At 64.8% G+C, this 18,809-nt stretch carries 17 protein-coding genes; 10 read left to right on the forward strand and 7 right to left on the reverse strand.

The genetic code is table 11. From position 1 onward, the window contains the following. The 3 genes from Q0L30_RS23905 to Q0L30_RS23915 all read left to right on the forward strand — a co-directional run. On the forward strand, positions 1-386 hold a 386-nt coding region (locus Q0L30_RS23905), incomplete at its 5' end, for a DUF3658 domain-containing protein (RefSeq protein WP_296662820.1). A gap of 4 nt (positions 387-390) precedes the next feature. After that, positions 391-993: a TetR/AcrR family transcriptional regulator gene (locus tag Q0L30_RS23910; protein WP_296662822.1), complete on the forward strand. Its 603-nt coding sequence runs from the start codon at positions 391-393 to the stop codon at positions 991-993. A 255-nt stretch (positions 994-1,248) separates the two neighbouring features. Continuing rightward, positions 1,249-1,914 carry a GNAT family protein gene (locus tag Q0L30_RS23915; protein WP_296662825.1) on the forward strand — a complete coding sequence of 222 codons (666 nt, stop codon included), beginning with the start codon at positions 1,249-1,251 and terminating at the stop codon, positions 1,912-1,914. A gap of 84 nt (positions 1,915-1,998) precedes the next feature. Here Q0L30_RS23915 and Q0L30_RS23920 read toward each other — a convergent pair whose 3' ends face one another. Beyond that, a complete protein-coding gene (locus Q0L30_RS23920) occupies positions 1,999-2,511 on the reverse strand; it encodes an Lrp/AsnC family transcriptional regulator (RefSeq protein ID WP_296662829.1) in 513 nt (170 codons plus the stop codon). A gap of 248 nt (positions 2,512-2,759) precedes the next feature. Between Q0L30_RS23920 and hppD the strand changes: the two genes are divergently transcribed. Continuing rightward, positions 2,760-3,857 (forward strand): 4-hydroxyphenylpyruvate dioxygenase, encoded by a 1,098-nt coding sequence (hppD, locus tag Q0L30_RS23925; RefSeq protein WP_296662832.1) that lies wholly within the window; start codon positions 2,760-2,762, stop codon positions 3,855-3,857. A gap of 189 nt (positions 3,858-4,046) precedes the next feature. On the opposite strand, the gene Q0L30_RS23930 is transcribed toward hppD, so the two are convergent. After that, positions 4,047-4,235, reverse strand: a complete 189-nt coding sequence (locus Q0L30_RS23930; RefSeq protein WP_296662835.1) for a hypothetical protein — start codon at positions 4,233-4,235, stop codon at positions 4,047-4,049. Between the two features lie 405 nt (positions 4,236-4,640). Between Q0L30_RS23930 and Q0L30_RS23935 the strand changes: the two genes are divergently transcribed. Next, a complete protein-coding gene (locus tag Q0L30_RS23935) occupies positions 4,641-8,237 on the forward strand; it encodes an indolepyruvate ferredoxin oxidoreductase family protein (protein WP_296662837.1) in 3,597 nt (1,198 codons plus the stop codon). A 131-nt stretch (positions 8,238-8,368) separates the two neighbouring features. Here Q0L30_RS23935 and Q0L30_RS23940 read toward each other — a convergent pair whose 3' ends face one another. After that, positions 8,369-10,654, reverse strand: coding sequence for an NADP-dependent malic enzyme (locus tag Q0L30_RS23940; protein WP_296662840.1), 2,286 nt, complete (start codon positions 10,652-10,654; stop codon positions 8,369-8,371). A gap of 532 nt (positions 10,655-11,186) precedes the next feature. Between Q0L30_RS23940 and Q0L30_RS23945 the strand changes: the two genes are divergently transcribed. From Q0L30_RS23945 to Q0L30_RS23955, 3 genes are all read left to right on the forward strand, one after another. Continuing rightward, positions 11,187-11,873 (forward strand): orotate phosphoribosyltransferase, encoded by a 687-nt coding sequence (locus tag Q0L30_RS23945; RefSeq protein WP_296662843.1) that lies wholly within the window; start codon positions 11,187-11,189, stop codon positions 11,871-11,873. A 289-nt stretch (positions 11,874-12,162) separates the two neighbouring features. After that, entirely contained in the window at positions 12,163-12,753 is a 591-nt protein-coding gene (locus tag Q0L30_RS23950; protein WP_296662845.1) for a YbhB/YbcL family Raf kinase inhibitor-like protein, read from the forward strand. Positions 12,754-13,124: 371 nt separating this feature from the next. Continuing rightward, positions 13,125-14,849, forward strand: coding sequence for a methyl-accepting chemotaxis protein (locus Q0L30_RS23955; RefSeq protein ID WP_296662848.1), 1,725 nt, complete (start codon positions 13,125-13,127; stop codon positions 14,847-14,849). On the opposite strand, the gene Q0L30_RS23960 is transcribed toward Q0L30_RS23955, so the two are convergent. Next, on the reverse strand, positions 14,846-15,037 hold the full coding sequence (locus tag Q0L30_RS23960) for a hypothetical protein (protein WP_296662851.1): 192 nt from the start codon (positions 15,035-15,037) through the stop codon (positions 14,846-14,848). The genes Q0L30_RS23955 and Q0L30_RS23960 overlap by 4 nt on opposite strands. A gap of 83 nt (positions 15,038-15,120) precedes the next feature. On the opposite strand from Q0L30_RS23960, the gene argC reads away from it, so the two are divergent. Beyond that, on the forward strand, positions 15,121-16,068 hold the full coding sequence (argC, locus tag Q0L30_RS23965; protein WP_296662852.1) for an N-acetyl-gamma-glutamyl-phosphate reductase: 948 nt from the start codon (positions 15,121-15,123) through the stop codon (positions 16,066-16,068). Between the two features lies 1 nt (position 16,069). Here the strand turns inward: argC and Q0L30_RS23970 are convergent, their stop codons facing one another. From Q0L30_RS23970 to Q0L30_RS23980, 3 genes are all read right to left on the reverse strand, one after another. Beyond that, a complete protein-coding gene (locus tag Q0L30_RS23970) occupies positions 16,070-16,273 on the reverse strand; it encodes a hypothetical protein (RefSeq protein ID WP_296662855.1) in 204 nt (67 codons plus the stop codon). Between the two features lie 92 nt (positions 16,274-16,365). Next, complete coding sequence (locus tag Q0L30_RS23975; RefSeq protein WP_296662857.1) at positions 16,366-16,731, reverse strand: response regulator; 366 nt, start codon at positions 16,729-16,731, stop codon at positions 16,366-16,368. 287 nt (positions 16,732-17,018) lie between these two features. Further along, positions 17,019-17,903 carry an NAD(P)-dependent oxidoreductase gene (locus tag Q0L30_RS23980; RefSeq protein WP_296662860.1) on the reverse strand — a complete coding sequence of 295 codons (885 nt, stop codon included), beginning with the start codon at positions 17,901-17,903 and terminating at the stop codon, positions 17,019-17,021. 101 nt (positions 17,904-18,004) lie between these two features. On the opposite strand from Q0L30_RS23980, the gene Q0L30_RS23985 reads away from it, so the two are divergent. Then, the gene (locus tag Q0L30_RS23985) at positions 18,005-18,775 is read left to right on the forward strand and encodes a Mut7-C RNAse domain-containing protein (protein WP_296662863.1); all 771 of its coding nucleotides are present in this window, start codon (positions 18,005-18,007) and stop codon (positions 18,773-18,775) included. Positions 18,776-18,809 lie beyond the last annotated feature (34 nt).

The raw sequence follows: 18,809 nt of genomic DNA on the forward strand, positions 1-18,809 counted from the left end.
CCGACGCCGCGCCGATCTCGGTGCTGCGCATCACACGGCTCGCGCTGGAGTGGCAAGAGACGAAGTTCGCGAACGGCGAGACGCGTCACTGGCACGACAATACGTTCACGAGCGGCACCTGGGCCGACCTCGATCAGTCGATCGTCGCGATCCTGGGCGCGGCGCACGAGCCCTGGCTCGCGCCGACCGCCATCATGGCTGCCCTGCGTTCCTGCGATGCAGACGCACCGGTGAGCGAGCGGGTCGTGCTGTGGCGCCTCCACGAACTCGCGGCTGCCGGTGAACTGGGCCTGCGCGACGACATGTCCGCCGCGTGCGCACTGACCCAGCCACCGGCGTCGATGGCCGCCGCGCACGTGCCTGCGCCCCCCTCTCTTCCCCGCTGACACCATGGCCCGCACCCGAGCGCCCGACCACGAAGCGCAACGCGAGCAGATTCTCGACCTCGCCGCCGCGAAGTTCGCGCAGACGAGCTATCCGAGCACGTCCATGTCCGATCTCGCGGCCGCGAGCGGCACGTCGAAGGCCCGGCTCTACCACTATTACGAGAGCAAGGAAGCGATCCTCTTCGATCTGCTCGACCGCTATACGAAGCGGCTGATGCTGATCATCGCGGAGGTGGAAGGCGCGAGCCAGCGGCGGGGCCTCGACGAACGCGAGACGTTTGCCGAGCTGATTCGCGCGTTCCTTGCCGAATACGAGACGTCGCACAGCCGCCACGTCGCGCTGCTCAACGACGTGAAGTACCTCGTGGACGCACAGCGCGAGATCATCCTGAACCGCCAGCGCGACGTGGTCGCCGCGTTCGCGCGCCAGCTCGCGCGCGCCTACCCCGGGCGCGTCAGCACCGACAACCAGACGGCGCTGACCATGATGGTGTTCGGCATGATCAACTGGACGTTCACGTGGCTCAAACCGGGGGGCCGGATGGGCTACGGCGACTTCGCCGAACAGGTGATCGGCGTGATCGATCACGGGATGCAAACCGCATGAAACCGGTGCTGAGCACGGGCTTGAGCCAGTTTTTTGCTGCAATGCAGCATGACGTTTCAGTGACAGCGCGAGCATCCAGGATTTCCCTTCAAAAGAATTAAATCCGTGAAATCAATGGACTGCGACAATTCGTCTGTGAATTAGTATCAACATTCGGGTCGGAAATCGGGGTTTTCCCTAGATCGACCCCAGGGTTTCCGCTAGAATCTGTTTTTGCGGCGCATCATGCGCGCGCATACCAAGGAGAACCCGCCCATGAACACGATTTCGACGCACGCGAACGAGCCGATCCTGCCGTCCGGCCATACGCTGTCGTCCGGTCATTCGACTGTCATGGTGCGCGTCCTCACCTCGGCCGACCGCGAGCGCCTGCTCGGCCACTTCCTCGCACTCGCCACCGACGACCGCCTGCTGCGCTTCGGCCAGGCCGCACCGGACCACGTGATCGAGAAGTACGTCGGGTCGATGGACTTCACGCGCGACACCGTGTTCGGCGTGTTCAACGGTCAACTGGAACTGGTCGGCGTCGGCCACCTCGCCTATCTGCCGGCGGACGGCAATGGCCGCACCGCGGAGTTCGGCGTCTCCGTGCTCGAAAGCGTGCGCGGCGAGGGCATCGGTTCGAAGCTGTTCGAGCGCGCGGCGATCCGCAGCCGCAACACCCACGTAACGACGCTCTACATGCATTGCCTGTCGCGCAATTCGAAGATGATGCACATCGCCAGGAAGTCGGGCATGAAGATCGAATATGCCTACGGCGAAGCCGATGCGTATCTGTCGCTGGAACCGGCCGACCAGAGCAGCATCATTTCGGAAATGCTCCAGGAGCAAGCCGCGGCGTTCGACTACGCGATCAAGCGTCAGGCTCGCCAGGCTTCGAAGCTGATCGAAGCGATCCTGCCGCAAACCATCGCGGCCTAAGCGCCCCTCCATTAGCGAAAAAAGCGGCTTCGGCCGCTTTTTTTACGCCAGTCCGGTTTGTGGCAAACGCAGTGCCACCCGCGCTCAGAGGATCGGCAGAGCGGTCGTTTCCTTGATCGCCTCCAGCGAGAAACTCGTCTTCACGTCGATCACCGACGGATGGTGCAGCAACTGCTCCTGCACGAAGCGGGAGAAGTGCGCCATATCCTCCACCTGCACGCGCAGCAGGTAGTCCATGTCGCCCGTCATCGCGTGGCACGCCACGACTTCCGGCCACGCCTGCACCGCCGCGCGGAACAGCTCGGCGTGCGTCGCGCCGGTGCGGCCCACGAGTCCCTCACGCGTCACAGCCGGGCCGCCCCGCTTTTCAAGCCGCACGTTCACGTAGGCCAGCAAATCGAGCCCCAGCTTCTGCGGATCGAGCAGCGCCACGTAACCGCGAATCACGCCGCTTTCCTCCAGCCGGCGGATGCGGCGCAAGCACGGGCTCGGCGACAGGTTCACGCGCTCCGCGATGTCCTGATTCGAGAGCCGCCCATTCTCCTGAAGGATCGCGAGAATCCGGCGGTCGATTGCGTCCAGTTCGATGTTCGCCATGTTCTGTCTTCTATGGGTTATTTGATGGCAGTTTATAGCGCAATCTCTAACCCATCCGGTCAAGTTCGCAAGTTTTCACCCGAATCGCGCCGCTAGCATTGGACCAGAACAAGTGCTCAAGCGCTAACTCTGGCCGACCGCTGTGCTTGGGACCAGAGTAAGCACTGAAGCGCTAACTCTGGTCGGCGCTTTGCGTGAGACCGGAGTAAGTGCTGAAGCACTAACTCCGGTCGACACAGGAGACAAACATGCAGATTTCCACCTGGGACAACCCCGTCGGCACCGACGGATTCGAGTTCATCGAATACACCGCACCCGATCCGAAAGCGCTCGGCAAGCTGTTCGAGCAAATGGGCTTCACCGCCATCGCGCGTCATCGCCACAAGAACGTCACGCTGTATCGTCAGGGCGGCATCAACTTCATCGTCAACGCCGAACCCGATTCGTTCGCCCAGCGCTTCGCCCGCCTGCATGGTCCGTCGATCTGCGCCATCGCCTTTCGGGTGCGCGACGCCGCGAAGGCTTACGCGCACGCGCTCGAATGCGGCGCCTGGGGCTTCGACAACAAAACCGGCCCGATGGAGCTGAATATCCCCGCGATCAAGGGCGTGGGCGACTCGCTGATCTATTTCGTCGACCGCTGGCGCGGCAAGAACGGCGCCGCCCCGGGCAGCATCGGCGATATCGACATCTACGATGTCGACTTCGAACCGATCCCCCGCGCCAACCAGCATCCGGCCGGCCACGGCCTCACCTATATCGACCACCTGACGCACAACGTTCACCGCGGCCGCATGAACGAGTGGGCCGAGTTCTACGAACGCCTGTTCAACTTCCGCGAAGTCCGCTACTTCGACATCGAAGGCAAGGTGACGGGCGTGAAGTCGAAGGCCATGACCTCGCCGTGCGGCAAGATCCGCATTCCGATCAACGAAGAAGGGTCGGAAACGCCGGGCCAGATCCAGGAATACCTCGAGGCCTATCACGGCGAAGGCATCCAGCACATCGCGCTCGGCACCGGCGATATCTACCGGACCGTCGACGGCGTGCGCGCAGCGAATATCGCGCTGCTCGACACCATCGACACCTATTACGAACTCGTGGACCGCCGCATCCCGAACCACGGCGAGCCGCTCGCGGAACTGAAAAAGCGCAAGATCCTGATCGACGGCGCACCCGGCGATCTGCTGCTGCAGATCTTCACCGCCAACCAGATCGGCCCCATTTTCTTCGAGATCATTCAGCGCAAGGGCAATCAGGGCTTCGGCGAGGGCAATTTCAAGGCACTGTTCGAGTCGATCGAGCTCGACCAGATTCGTCGCGGCGTCGTGCACGACAAGACTTGACTGCGGACATAACGGCGGACTTAACTGCGGAATTAACTGCGGCCAACACACAAGCAAAAAGGGCGAAGATCTGCCGATCTTCGCCCTTTTTGTCTTTCTGGAACCAGCCGCCGCACACCCGGCGGCAGGCTCTCGTGGGTGGGACGCCGCGCGGATCAGCGCAGCGTCATGAATAAGTCGCGGAAAGCGTCAGGATTTCCGGCCGGCGATCATCGCGGTCATTGCCGTCGTGACCCTGACATCGGCCTGCGCACACTGTGCGGGACGGGTCGTTGCACCGGCGCCGCTTTGGCTGCGCGCGTTCGCCAGCAGCGGCGTGTTCATCGCGAAGAAAGCGGCCGAGACCGTCAGGAAGGTCTGGATGTGTCGGTTGTTCATGCTGTACTCCTTTTTGAGGCTGCCTGTGGCGTCTGTTGCGCCTGTTGCGGTCGTACCCCATTGACTGCCTGGGGCGCTGCGCGAAATGCACAGGTGATTCCGTTAGACAGAAATATCAAGACCAGTTCTGTCAGAGTGCAGGTTTTACACGCTGTTACGCGACGCGGCATTCCGATACAGCCATTGTTACAACACCTGGGCGGCGCCTCGAAGGCGCATGAATCACACGAAATCGCCGTGGCACAAGGGTTTCAGCCGATTTCCGGCGCCAGCGGCGGGTTTGCCCCAGTGCTACCATCGGCAAAAACACGCCAATATGGCGCGCCAGCGTCAAAACATTCACAAGATGTCGAGGCACTGAGTTCTGGCGATCCCAAAACGATGGTGGATGGAGGAGTACACATAATGAATGCCCCGCTCGACGCTGGTCAGCGCGCTTCGCTCGAAGCCGCGCTCGCTTCCGTCACGCTCGACGACAAATACACGCTCGATCGCGGCCGCGCGTACATGAGCGGCATCCAGGCGCTGGTCCGCCTGCCGATGCTGCAACAGGAACGCGACAAAGCAGCAGGTCTCAATACGGCGGGGTTCATCTCCGGCTATCGCGGCTCACCGCTCGGCGGTCTCGACCAGTCGCTCTGGAAAGCCAAACAGCACCTCGCCGGTCACGGAATCGTCTTCCAGCCCGGCGTCAACGAAGACCTCGCCGCCACCGCCGTCTGGGGGTCGCAGCAGGTCAATCTGTACCCGTCGGCGAAATACGACGGCGTATTTTCGATGTGGTACGGCAAGGGCCCCGGCGTCGACCGCTGCGGCGACGTGTTCAAGCACGGCAATTCGGCGGGTTCCTCGCGTCACGGCGGCGTCCTCGTGCTCGCGGGCGACGACCACGCCGCGAAGTCGTCGACGCTCGCGCACCAGTCCGAGCACATCTTCAAGGCCTGCGGCCTGCCGGTGCTGTTCCCGTCGAACGTCCAGGAATACCTCGACTTCGGCCTGCACGGCTGGGCCATGAGCCGCTATTCCGGCCTCTGGGTCGCCATGAAGTGCGTGACCGACGTGGTCGAATCGTCGGCTTCGGTCGAGATCGACCCGCATCGCACCAACATCATCCTGCCGGGCGACTTCGCCCTGCCCGAAGGCGGGCTCAACATCCGCTGGCCCGATCCGCCGCTCGTCCAGGAAGCGCGTCTGCTCGACTACAAGTGGTATGCGGCCCTCGCCTACGTCCGCGCGAACAAGCTCGACCGCGTCGAAATCGATTCGCCGCATGCGCGCTTCGGCATCATGACCGGCGGCAAAGCCTATCTCGACGTGCGCCAGGCGCTGACCGATCTCGGTCTCGACGACGAAACCTGCTCGCGCATCGGCGTGCGGCTCTACAAGGTCGGTTGCGTATGGCCGCTCGAAGCGCAAGGCGCCCAGGCGTTCGCGCGCGGCCTCGAAGAGATTCTCGTGGTCGAGGAAAAGCGTCAGATCCTCGAATACGCGATCAAGGAAGAGCTGTACAACTGGCCCGACGCCCAGCGTCCGCGCGTGTACGGCAAGTTCGACGAGAAGGACGGCGCCGGCGGCGAATGGTCGGTGCCGATGGGCAACTGGCTCCTGCCCGCGCACTACGAACTCTCGCCCGCGATCATCGCGAAGGCTATTGCCACGCGCCTCGACAAGTTCGATCTGCCCTCCGACGTGCGCGCGCGCATTGCCTCACGCATCGCCGTGATCGAGGCGAAAGAAAGGGCGCTCGCGAAGCCGCGCGTACAGGCCGAGCGCAAGCCGTGGTTCTGCTCGGGCTGCCCGCACAACACGTCGACGAACGTGCCGGAAGGCTCGCGCGCGATGGCCGGCATCGGCTGCCACTACATGACCACCTGGATGGACCGCAGCACCAGCACCTTCAGCCAGATGGGCGGCGAAGGCGTGGCATGGGTCGGCCAGGCGCCGTTCACGAACGACAAGCACGTGTTCGCGAACCTCGGCGACGGCACGTATTTCCACTCGGGTCTGCTCGCGATTCGCGCGGCCATCGCGTCGAAGGCGAACATCACCTACAAGATCCTCTACAACGACGCAGTCGCGATGACGGGCGGCCAGCCCGTGGACGGCGTGCTCACCGTGCCGCAGATCACGCACCAGCTCGCCTCGGAAGGCGCCGCGAAGATCGTGATCGTCACCGACGAGCCCGAGAAGTACGAAGGCGTGACCTCGCTCGCGCCGGGCGTCACGATCCATCACCGCGACCAGCTCGACACGATCCAGCGCGAACTGCGCGAGATTGCCGGCACGACGATTCTGATCTACGACCAGACCTGCGCCACTGAAAAGCGTCGCCGCCGCAAGCGCGGCACGTATCCGGATCCGGCGAAGCGCGTCGTGATCAACGAGGCTGTCTGCGAAGGCTGCGGCGACTGCTCGGTGCAGTCGAACTGCCTGTCGGTCGAGCCGGTCGATACCGAGTACGGCACGAAGCGTCAGATCAATCAGTCGAGCTGCAACAAGGACTATTCCTGCGTGAAGGGCTTCTGCCCGAGCTTCGTGACCGTCGTCGGCGGACAGCTTCGCAAGCCGGGCGCGAGCAGCGTCGCGAACGACGCGATGGCGGCCGTGCCGACGCCCGATATCCCCGCGCTCGCGCGGCCCTATGGCGTGCTCGTGACGGGCGTGGGCGGCACCGGCGTCGTCACGATCGGCGCGCTGCTCGGCATGGCCGCGCACCTGGAGAGCAAGGGCGTGACCGTGCTCGACGTGACCGGCCTCGCGCAAAAGGGCGGCGCGGTGATGAGCCACGTGCAGATCGCGAACCGGCCCGACGACATCCACGCGACCCGCATCGCCATGGGCGAGGCGAAGCTCGTGATCGGCTGCGACGCCATCGTGACCGCCAGCGACGACTGCGTCTCGCGCATGCAGGTCGGCCAGACCAGCGTCGTGCTCAACAGCGCGCCGACGCCGACCGCGGAGTTCATCAAGAACCCGAAGTGGCAGTTCCCGGGCACGAACACCGAAGCCGATGTGCGCGCCGCGGCAGGCACGGACAACGTCGTCGCCATCGACGCGAATCGCTACGCGGTCGCGCTGCTCGGCGACGCGATCTACACGAACCCGTTCGTGCTCGGCTACGCGTGGCAGCGCGGCTGGCTGCCGCTCGGGCATGCGTCGCTCACGCGCGCGATCGAGCTGAACGGCGTGCAGGTGGAGAAGAACCTCGCGGCGTTCGAGTGGGGCCGCCGCACGGCGCACGACCGCGCCGCCGTCGACGCGCTCGTGAAGCAACCCGCGGCGCAGCAGGCGATGGACGGCACGGGCGCGAAGATCGTCTCGCTGCACACGCCGAAGGCGCTCGACGCACTGATCGAGAAGCGCGCGCAGTATCTCGCCGCCTACCAGAACGACGCCTACGCAACGCGTTATCGCGCGCTGGTCGCGGACGTGCGCGCGGCGGAAGGCAAGCTCGACCGGGCAGATGGCCAGTTCGCGCTGACCGAAGCCGTCGCGAAGAACCTGCACAAGCTGATGGCGTACAAGGACGAGTACGAAGTCGCGCGCCTGTATACCGATCCCGCGTTCATCGAGAAGCTGAAGGCGAGCTTCGAAGGCGACTGGAAGCTCAACTTCCACCTCGCGCCGCCGTCCTTCGCGAAGCACGACGACAAGGGCCATCTGCTGAAGAAGCAGTACGGCCCGCGCATGCTCACCGCGATGCGCGTGCTCGCGAAGCTGAAGTTCCTGCGCGGCACGGCGCTCGATCCGTTCGGCCGCACCGAGGAACGGCGTCACGAACGCGCGCTGATCGGCGAGTACGAAGCGCTCGTACGCGAATTGATCAAGGGCGTCGACAGCGGCAATCTCGCGCTCGCGGAAGAACTGGCGAATCTTCCGGACGGCATTCGCGGCTACGGCCACGTGAAGGAGAACAACCTGAAAGCCGTGCGCGCGAAGTGGGCGGCGCTGCTCGACAAGTGGCGCTCGCCGCAGGGCGGCGCGGCGCGTCATGCTGCGTGATGGGTTGACGTCGGCTTAGAACGCTGACGTTGCCGTAAAAACAAAGGGCGCTCCGTGAAAACGGAGCGCCCTTTTCATTGAGCGCATCGAACGGCTGCGCTCAATCCACCATCAGTCCAGCTCGTTTGCGCTTAGCGTGCCGCTGCCTTGCGCACCGCCGCGTTCGCCGAAGCGACCGCCGTCATATTGATGATGCGTCGCACGGTCGCCGCCGGCGTCAGGATATGCACCGGCTTCGACGCGCCGAGCAGGAACGGTCCCACCGTCACGCCTTCGCCGCCGATCACCTTCAGCAGGTTATAGACGATGTTCGCGGCTTCCACGTTCGGCATGATGAGCAGGTTCGCTTCGCCCGCGAGCGTCGTGCCGGGGAACGCCTGCTTGCGGATCACCTCCGAAAGCGCTGCGTCGCCGTGCATTTCGCCGTCCACTTCGAGTTGCGGCGCACGCTGCGCCAGCAACTCGCGCGCCGCCTGCATGCGCTGCGACGTGGACGAGCGCACGCTGCCGAAGTTCGAGCTGGAGAGAAGCGCGACCTTCGGCGTGATGCCGAACTTCTCGATCTCGCGCGCCGCGAGAATCGTCATGTCGGCGAGTTGCTCGGCGCTCGGCACTTCGTTCACGTAGGTGTCGCTGATGAAGAGGTTGCGGCCCGGCAGCATCAGCAGATTCATCGCCGCGTAGTTCCCGGCGCCATCAGCCTTGCCGAGCACCTGCTCGACGAAATTCAGGTGGAAGTCGAAGCTGTTCACGAGGCCGCAGATCATGCCGTCCGCGTCGCCCAGATGCACGAGGATCGCGCCGATCAGCGTGTTGAACTTGCGCACCGCCGCCTTCGCGACTTCGGGCGTGACGCCCCGGCGCGCACCGATCTGGTGGTACGCCTGCCAGCTCTTCTGGAAGCGCGGATCGTCTTCCGGATCGACGATCTCGAAGTCGGTGCCCGCGCGCAGCTTCGAGCCCATCTTCTTCAGGCGCATTTCCACCACGGACGGGCGGCCCACGATGATCGGCTTCGCGATCTTTTCATTGAGCACGAACTGCGCGGCGCGCAGCACGCGCTCGTCTTCGCCCTCGGCGAACACGATACGCGCCTGGCTCGCCTTCGCAGCCGCGAACACCGGGCGCATCACCATGCCCGAGCGGTAGACCGTCGCGCCAAGCTGCTCGCGGTAGGCGTCCATGTCGGCGATCGGGCGCGTCGCGACGCCCGATTCCATTGCCGCCTGCGCAACCGCCGGGGCGATCTTGATGATGAGGCGCGGATCGAACGGCTTCGGAATCAGGTATTCCGGGCCGAATTCGAGCGTGTGGCCTTCATACGCCTTCGCCACTTCGTCGCCCTGATCGGTTTCTTCGGCGAGTTCGGCGATCGCGCGCACGCACGCGAGCTTCATCTCTTCCGTAATCGTCGTCGCGCCGACGTCGAGCGCGCCGCGGAAGATGAACGGGAAGCACAGCACGTTGTTGACCTGGTTCGGATAGTCCGAACGGCCCGTCGCGATGATCGCATCCGGGCGCACGGCTTTCGCCTCTTCCGGGCGGATTTCCGGGTCCGGGTTCGCCAGCGCGAGGATCAGCGGCTTGACGCCCATGTCCTTCACCATCTCGGGCTTGAGCACGCCCGCGCTCGAGCAGCCGAGGAACACGTCGGCTTGCTTGATCGCGTCGGCGAGCGTGCGCGCCTGCGTGTTGGCCGCGTAGCGCTGCTTCGACGGATCGAGATTGCCGCGGCCTTCGTAGATCACGCCCTTCGAGTCGGCGACGAGGATGTTCTCCTTCTTCAGGCCGAGCTTCACGAGCAGGTCGAGGCAGGCGATCGCTGCGGCGCCCGCGCCGGAACACACGAACTTCACGCTGCCGAGATCCTTGCCGACGACCTTCAGGCCGTTGAGGATCGCCGCGGAGGCGATGATCGCCGTGCCGTGCTGGTCGTCGTGGAAGACGGGGATCTTCATGCGCTCGCGCAGCTTCTGCTCGATGTAGAAGCACTCGGGCGCCTTGATGTCTTCGAGGTTGATGCCGCCGAGCGTCGGCTCGAGCATGGCGATCGCTTCGACGAGCTTGTCCGGATCCGATTCGCTGAGCTCGATGTCGAAGACGTCGATGCCCGCGAATTTCTTGAAGAGACAGCCCTTGCCTTCCATCACCGGCTTCGCGGCGAGCGGGCCGATGTTGCCGAGGCCGAGCACGGCGGTGCCGTTCGTCACGACGCCGACGAGGTTGCCGCGCGACGTGTACTTCTGCGCGTCGAGCGGTTCGTCGTAGATCGCCATGCACGCGGCGGCAACGCCGGGCGAATACGCGAGCGAGAGGTCGAGCTGGTTCGACAGCGGCTTGGTCGGGGTGACCGAAATCTTGCCGGGTTTCGGATTCTGGTGGTACGCGAGCGCGCTTTGCTTCAGTTGTTCATCCATTTTCAGGCCTGCCTGGACGTGAGCGACGTGAATCGTCTTGTGGTCGTGAATTCGTCGCTTCGCTCGACGCGCTCAAAGGGTCGACAGCGCAGCCCCGTGCGCAGGACATGCGGCGACGGGAAACCCCGGTGCGGAGAACGAAACGGCGAGTGCTAATTGGCGGGGGCGATTAGTGTACACCCGAGGCAACGCGCGTGAATCAGTGCGTGAGTCCGCGCATGAGTCCGCGTGTGTATCCGCGCGTGAATCCAGTTCATCGAGCGCTCCCCGCCGTACGCGCGGCTCGTCGCCGTATCTCAAGTCGGGTAAAATACGCGGCTACGCGCGCAAGAAAAGCCGTCCGGACCGTGCGGGCCGCACCAAAACGAACCCCCGAAGAACCTCGGGCAACGTCAGGCAGCCAACGCCATCCGGGCCGCGCATCGCGGGTTCCGGTGTGCAACGCATCCGGATTCGCCGTGCCAGCGCCACAGGGCCAGCCCCCCAGGGCCTCGCGCCCGCCCTCCCCGCTTTCATATCCAAGGATTCGCCCATGACAGGCTACGATCGCCAGACGATCTCGGACACGACCGCCAAAATGCTGCTCGAAGTGAAGGCCGTGCACTTCAACGCCGAAAAGCCCTTCATCTTCACTTCCGGCTGGGCGAGCCCGGTCTACATCGACTGCCGCAAGCTGATCTCGTACCCGCGCGTGCGCCGTGGCCTGATGGAAATGGCCGAAGCGACCATCCTGCGCGACGTCGGCTACGAGCAGATCGACGCCGTCGCGGGCGGCGAAACCGCGGGCATTCCGTTCGCCGCATGGCTCTCGGACCGTCTGATGGTGCCCATGCAGTACGTGCGCAAGAAGCCGAAGGGCTTTGGCCGCAACGCGCAGATCGAGGGGCTGCTCACCGAAGGCCAGCGCGTGCTGCTCGTCGAAGACCTGACCACCGACAGCCGCAGCAAGATCAACTTCATCAACGCGCTGCGCACGGCAGGCGCGACGGTGAACCACTGCTTCGTGCTGTTCCACTACAACATCTTCAAGGAAAGCGTGTCGGTGCTGAAAGACATCGACGTCGACCTGCACGCGCTTGCAACGTGGTGGGATGTGCTGCGCGTCGCGAAGGAATCGGGCTACTTCGAAACGAAGACGCTCGACGAAGTCGAGAAATTCCTGCATGCACCGGCCGAATGGTCGGCAGCGCACGGCGGCGCGACGGCGGCACCGCAGTAAGCAGCACAGCTGGCGCGGCGGCTTCACGTCGCACCGCGGCAAAACGAAAAACCCACTGTCTTGCAGGACAGTGGGTTTTTTTGTGCACTTCCTGTCGCGACCAGGCACTGCCAGGCGCCCCCGCGCGCACCCGCCGATAACGATTTCCGCCCACGCGCCATACTCTGCAAAGCGAGACGGCACTTCGGGAAAGCGCTCTACCGAAGCGGTCCCGATCTGGAACACAATTCGAAACGTCACCTCGGCGGATCGTGGGCGGCATTCGATGAACACACGGGAGAACGGGTCAATGGATCGCGCCCACGCCAGCACGCCACTTTCACGCTGCCTTCGGCTCGTACTCGGTTGCGCGCCGCTCGCACTCGTCGCTCATGTGGATAGTGCGGCTCAGGCAGGCGAGGCGTTCTCGGTTTCGAGCACGACGATGCATGATGGCGGGCGTGTCGCCACAGCGCAGGTCTTCAACAAGGGCGGCTGCGACGGCGGCAACCGCTCGCCGCAGCTGACGTGGCACAACGCCCCGGCCGGTACGCGCAGCTTCGCCATCACGATGTTCGATCCCGACGCGCCCGGCCCCGGCTGGTGGCACTGGGCCGTCGCGGACATACCGGCGCGCGTGACGGCGCTGCCGGAGAACGCGAGCGCGTCGGGCGAACTGAAGACGCTCGGCGCCGTCGAGGCGCGCAACGACTTCGATGCCGACGGTTACGGCGGCCCCTGTCCGCCGCCGGGCAAACCGCATCGCTACGTGATCACGGTGTACGCGCTCGGCATCGACCGGCTCGGCGTTCCGCAAGGCCGCCCCGCCGCCCTGTTCGATCACGAAATCTCGGGGTCCAGGCTCGGCAGCGCGCAGCTCACGGTTACGTACGGACGCTGAAGGACGCTTAAGGACGCTTAGGGCCACCGAATAGGGGACGTGCGCGACCCGCGTTCCTCCACGAACGAAACACCACTTCCAACGCCGGTCGATTCGGCTCAGACCCCTTCACCATCCACGCAACGTTGCGTCACACGGCCAGCGCTTTCTAATTCGGGGCCGCATAAAGATTTTCCCTGGCTAGCCGAAATGCATATGCCGTCTTGATCCAGATCAAGACGGCATATGCAGCGCTACCGCTCCCGTTACGTGGAACACCACCGGCATGCCGCGTCACTGCGGCAAGTCGGGGTTGGGCGATGCATTCCGGGGGAGCCGGTGCGCGCCGGCCTCTCACCGTCCCGCTAAACGACATATGCAAGAGGTTTTCGTTGGGTAAATTCTTTTCGACGGTCAGGGCCAGGATCATTCTCGTGCTCGCGACCAGCATGGCGATTACGCTGATCGTCGGCGGCTTCGGTCTGCGCGGCATCTCGGTCTTGCGCAGCGCGTTACACAACACCTACACCGCCATCGTCATCCCGACCGGCTATCTGAGCGCGACCCAGACCGATACGCTCAATTCGCGTCTTGCGCTCTGGCGCATGGTCGCGCAGAAGGACAAGTCTTCCATCGCGAAGGCTCGCGACTTTTCGGCGCAGACGGAAAAGGACTGGAAGGACTACTACCCGAATGGTGTGACGGGCCATGAAGAGCGCGTGCTGGCAGACAAGATCGACGGCCAGCTCACGCAGTACCGCGCAGCGGTCGACAAGGAACTGTCGCTCATCGAGCAGGGCGACTTCGACGGCGCGCTCGCGTGGCAGGTGAGCAACGTTCTGCCGATCGGCGACAGCGTGACGGCACTGCTCAAGCAGGACGTGCAGCTTGACGCCGATGTGGCGAAACAGACCGATAGCGACGGTACGGCCGAGGCCGCGCGGTTGAAGTGGATTTCCATCGCACTGCTGTTCGCCGGTATCGCGATGTCGATCGGTGCGGCGCTCTATCTGATCCGTGCCATCACGCGCCCGTTGAACAAGACGGTGAGTATCGCCAGCGAGATCGCGCAGGGCCGGCTCGACGCCGGGATCGTCGTGGACGCGACGGGCGAATTCGGGCAATTGCTCGACGCCATGAAGACGATGAGCCGGCAACTGGCCGCCACCATCCGGGGGATTCGCGACAGCAGCGAGTCGGTGACGGTTGCATCCGGGCAGATCGCGGCGGGCAACCAGGATCTCTCGGCGCGCACGGAAGAGCAGGCGGCATCGCTCGAACAGACGGCCGCGAGCATGACGCAACTCACCGAAACCGTGAAGCAGAACGCCGATAACGCACGCCAGGCCAACTCGCTCGCAGCCAACGCACGCGCGCTGACCGATGCGGGAAGCACGGCGGTGGGCACGATGGTGGCGACGATGCAGGCGATTCGCACGGACTCCGCCAGGATCGCCGAGATCACCGGGATGATCGAGGGCATCGCCTTCCAGACGAATATCCTCGCGCTGAATGCTGCCGTCGAAGCCGCGCGCGCCGGGGAACAGGGCCGCGGATTTGCCGTGGTGGCCGGTGAGGTGCGCACGCTGGCGCAACGCGCGTCGGCAGCGGCCAAGGAAATCAAGGTGCTGATCGAAGCGTCCTCGGGCAAGGTGCAGCAAGGCGCCGAGCAGGCGGGCGACGTCGGCGCGACGATGGACAAAGTGATCCAGGCGATTAGCCAGGTGTCCGATATCGTCGGCGAGATCTCGGCGGCCTCCGACGAGCAGAGCAAGGGCATCCTGCAGGTCCATCAGGCAATCAACCAGATCGACGAGGTGACCCAGCAGAACGCCGCGCTGGTGGAAGAGGCGGCGGCGGCGGCCCAGTCGCTGCAGGAGCAGGCCACGAAGATGAAATCCGACGTGACGTTCTTCCGGCTCGGAGACGAGTCGTCGCACCAGCGGCCCACACGGGCGCAACCGGCGCAGAAGCGGACGGCCGCGCAACCCAATCGACCGATGCGGCCGATGCGGCCGGCGACGGCAACGATGGCAACGGCGGCGGCGGCCGGTCTTCGTGCACCGGCTACAGGCGCCGTGGCGGACAGCCGCGCCGACGACTGGGAGACTTTCTAGGCGCCGTGATTCGTCGTCATCGCGAAGTCGGGCAGATGCGACGGGTATCCGTCCGCTTCCAGACCCGAGGCGAACAACGAACTCGGCGAGCCGCATGTTTCAAAGGGGTCGGTACGCACCGTACCTTCCCCGAAAATCCGTGGCGCACCATTTTTTTCCGGCACGGCCCGCACCTCGATACGCATCAAGTCTTAAAATACCGTTCCGGCGCCCGACGGGCCAGCACCCGTTGCGCGAGCGCCCCGAACCACCCGCGTTCAGAGAGACTGCAATGAGCACGAAAGTTTTTGTCGACGGACAGGAAGGCACGACCGGCCTGAAGATTTTCGAGTACCTGTCAGCGCGCGCCGACGTCGAGATCCTGCGTATCGACGAAGCGAAGCGCAAGGATGTCGAGGAACGTCGCCGTCTCATCAACGCTTCGGACGTGACGTTCCTCTGCCTGCCCGATGCCGCCTCGCGCGAATCGGCTTCGCTGGTCGAAAACGGCCGCACCGTGCTGATCGACGCGAGCACCGCATTTCGCACGAGCGCCGACTGGGCCTACGGCCTGCCCGAACTCACGCGCCAGCAGCGCGAGCGCGTGCGCAACGCGAAGCGCATCGCCGTGCCGGGCTGCCACGCTTCGGCGTTCGTGCTCGCCATGCGCCCGCTCGTCGAGGCCGGTCTTGTCGGCGCCGACTTCGCAGCCCACGCGTACTCGCTGACCGGGTACAGCGGCGGCGGCAAGAAAATGATCGCGGAGTACGAAGCAGGCGGCAACGCGAAGCTGATGAGCCCGCGTCCTTATGCGCTCGGCCTCACGCACAAGCACCTGCCGGAGATGGCCGCGCACGGCGGCCTGAAGCTCACGCCAGTGTTCACGCCCGTCGTCGGCCCGTTCTACAAAGGTCTTGCCGTCACGACCTTCTTCTCGCCGCAGCAGCTCACGCGCCGCGCGAAGCCGCAGGACATTCAGGCGCTGTTCGCCGAGTACTACGCGGGCGAGGCATTCGTGCGCGTGGCGCCGTACAACGCCGACGAGAACCTCGATAACGGCGCCTTCGATGTCCAGGCGAACAACGACACGAATCGCGTCGATCTGTTCGTGTTCGGCAACGACGAGCAGTTCGTGACCGTCGCGCGCCTCGACAATCTGGGCAAGGGTGCGTCGGGCGCGGCGATCCAGTGCATGAACCTCGCCATCGGCGCGGCGGAAAACACCGGACTCAAAGGCTGATTTAACGCACGCGTACCGGCATCGGCAGCACAACGCAAAACCGGCTCTGCAAAGAGCCGGTTTTTTTATGTGCGCTCAATTGCGCGGCGACGGTGGCGCGAATGCGGGACGAAAGCTGCACAAACGCCGCACGATGGCGGCAAAAAGCGCGCAGAAAAAAAAAGCCCGCCAAGTCGGCGGGCTTAATCCATATCAGAGGAGACATGGAGGAGACGAAATCAGTATAGCCATATTCGTGGTGCAACGCAACATGTAAAGTAGCACGGACCCCAATGTTGTAATTTAACAACATCGAGCCTACTGGCCGATCATCGAGAGAATAAACATCAGTTGATCGAGCCCCACCGGGCGCACCAGATGAACATCGAAGCCCGCCGCCAGCGCTTCGTCGCGGTGGCGCGAGTCGCCCCAGCCGGTCAGCGCAATGAGCAGCCGCATGCGCGTGCCGCTCGCCTGCCGCAATCGGTGGACGATGGTTGCCGGATCCTCCGCCTGCAACGACAACCCGATGATCGCGACATCCGGCGCAAAGCGCGCAGCCGCTTCGACCGCATCGTCGAGCGTGCGCGCCACGGCAATCGCATAACCGAGGTCCGTGAGCAACGTGCCGAGCCCCGTTAGCGACTTCTCGTCGGTATCGGCGATCAGAATGCGCGTTTCCACCCGCCGTCTCCTGCCATTGTGGTTGTCATTCGGCCACTGCCCAGCACGATTCCTTCCGGCACGCCGCAAGGCCCGCTCCAGCGCACCTCGCAATGTGGTCCGACGCGACGGCTGCCATTGTCCTCGTCTGCTTTAACCCGCATTGTGCGACACCGAGCGCTCGTATGAAGATTGCGCCGCGTCTGCTCCGTTGGCAACCCGTGCCCGGGCGGGCGGGCGAATCGAATCGAATCGACCAGACGAGTCGGCCAAATGAAGCGATCCCATCCAGGAGACACACCGCACCATCAAGCTTCACGCGGCGTCTGCCCGGCGCGCCGCGCAGCAACCTCGCCGAGCACCGCGAAATCGCGCTCGCCGTCGCCGTGCGCGATGGCGTCGAGCAGGCTGTCGCGCACGACGCTCGCCACCGGCATCGGCGCCGACACTTCATCTGCCGCCGCCAGCGCAAGCCGCACGTCCTTGAGACCGAGCCGCGCCTTGAAGAGCGCGGGTTCGTAACGCCGTTCCGCGATCATCGCACCGTAGCCCGCGTACACGGGGCCGGGAAACGGCCCGCCTGCCACCACGTCGAGAAAGTCGCGCATCGCAACGCCGTGCCCGGACAGCAGCGCCGACGCCTCGCCGAGCGTCTCCACCGCCGACGCCAGCATGAAATTCGCCGCCAGCTTCATCACGTTCGCCTGCTGCGGCCGCGCGCCGATACGCCAGGTTTTCTGCCCGATCACGTCGAATAGCGGCTGCACGCGGTCGATCGCTTCGGCGGCGCCCGCCGCGACGATCGTCAGTTTCGCGGCCCGCGCGGCGTCCGGGCGGCCCAGCACGGGCGCGGCCACATATTGCAGGCCGCGCTCGGCATGCGCGCGCGCAAGCTCTCCGGCGAGCGCAACCGAAATCGTCGCCATGTTCACATGGACGAAGCCGCGCGGCGCCTGGTCGAGCAACGCGGCGTCGACCACGTCGCGCAGCGCCGCGTCGTCGGCGAGCATCGAAATGACGGCATCACCCGCGAAGGCGGCAGCGGGCGTGGCGACCACCTGCGCTCCGGCTGCGGCGAGCGGCTGCGTGCGCTCCGGCGTCCGGTTCCACACGCGCACCCGATGCCCCGCCTTCAGCAGATTGGCGGCAATCGCGCCCCCCATTTCGCCGAGGCCGATAAAACCGATGTCCATCTCAAGCTCCTTCATGGTGAGAACCGGCAGTAGAGCACAGCCACGCGCGCACTGCAGTCAAACGCGCGCCGGCGGCCCCCGTCCGGTGCCATACTGGCCGCATGGTTACCGCCACTTTCCGCTTCTACGAGGAGCTGAACGACTTCCTCGCGCGGCCGCTGCGCCGCCGTGCATTCAGTTGCGCGTGCGCGCGCAATGCCACCGCGAAGCACATGATCGAAGCGCTCGGCGTGCCGCACACCGAAGTCGAACTGATCCTCGTGAACGGCGAATCGGTCGGGTTCGAGCATCCGCTCGCGGACGGCGACCGCGTCGCCGTCTATCCGAAGTTCGAAGCGCTCGACATCCGCCCGCTGCTGCGCGTGCGCGCCGCGCCGCTGCGCGAGTTGCGCTTCGTCGCCGATGCGCATCTCGGCGGCCTCGCGCAACTGCTGCGGCTCGCAGGCTTCGATACGCTCTACGACAACAATTTCCCCGACCCGGAAATCGAAGCGCTCGCCGCCGCCGAGCACCGCGTGGTGCTCACGCGCGATCGCGAACTGCTCAAGCGCCGCACCATTACGCACGGCTGCTACGTGCGCGCGCTGAAGCCGAGCGCGCAACTCTACGAGATCTTCGAGCGGCTCGACCTGGCCGCCAGCGCACGGCCCTTCCGGCTCTGCCTGACGTGCAACGCGCCGCTGCGTCCGATCGAACGCGGCGAAGCGCGTGCACGCGTGCCGGAGGGCGTTTTCGAGCGTCAGACGCGCTTTGTCACCTGCGATGTCTGCCAGCGCGTGTTCTGGGAAGGCTCACACTGGCAGCGCATGCGCGCGCTGATGGACCACGTCACACGCACTGCGCCGCATATTCGAACGCAGACGCAGACATGAAGCGAAACATCTCGGCGATGGACGCCCCCGGTCG

This window comes from Paraburkholderia sp. (genome assembly GCF_024281035.1).
Lineage (GTDB): Bacteria > Pseudomonadota > Gammaproteobacteria > Burkholderiales > Burkholderiaceae > Paraburkholderia.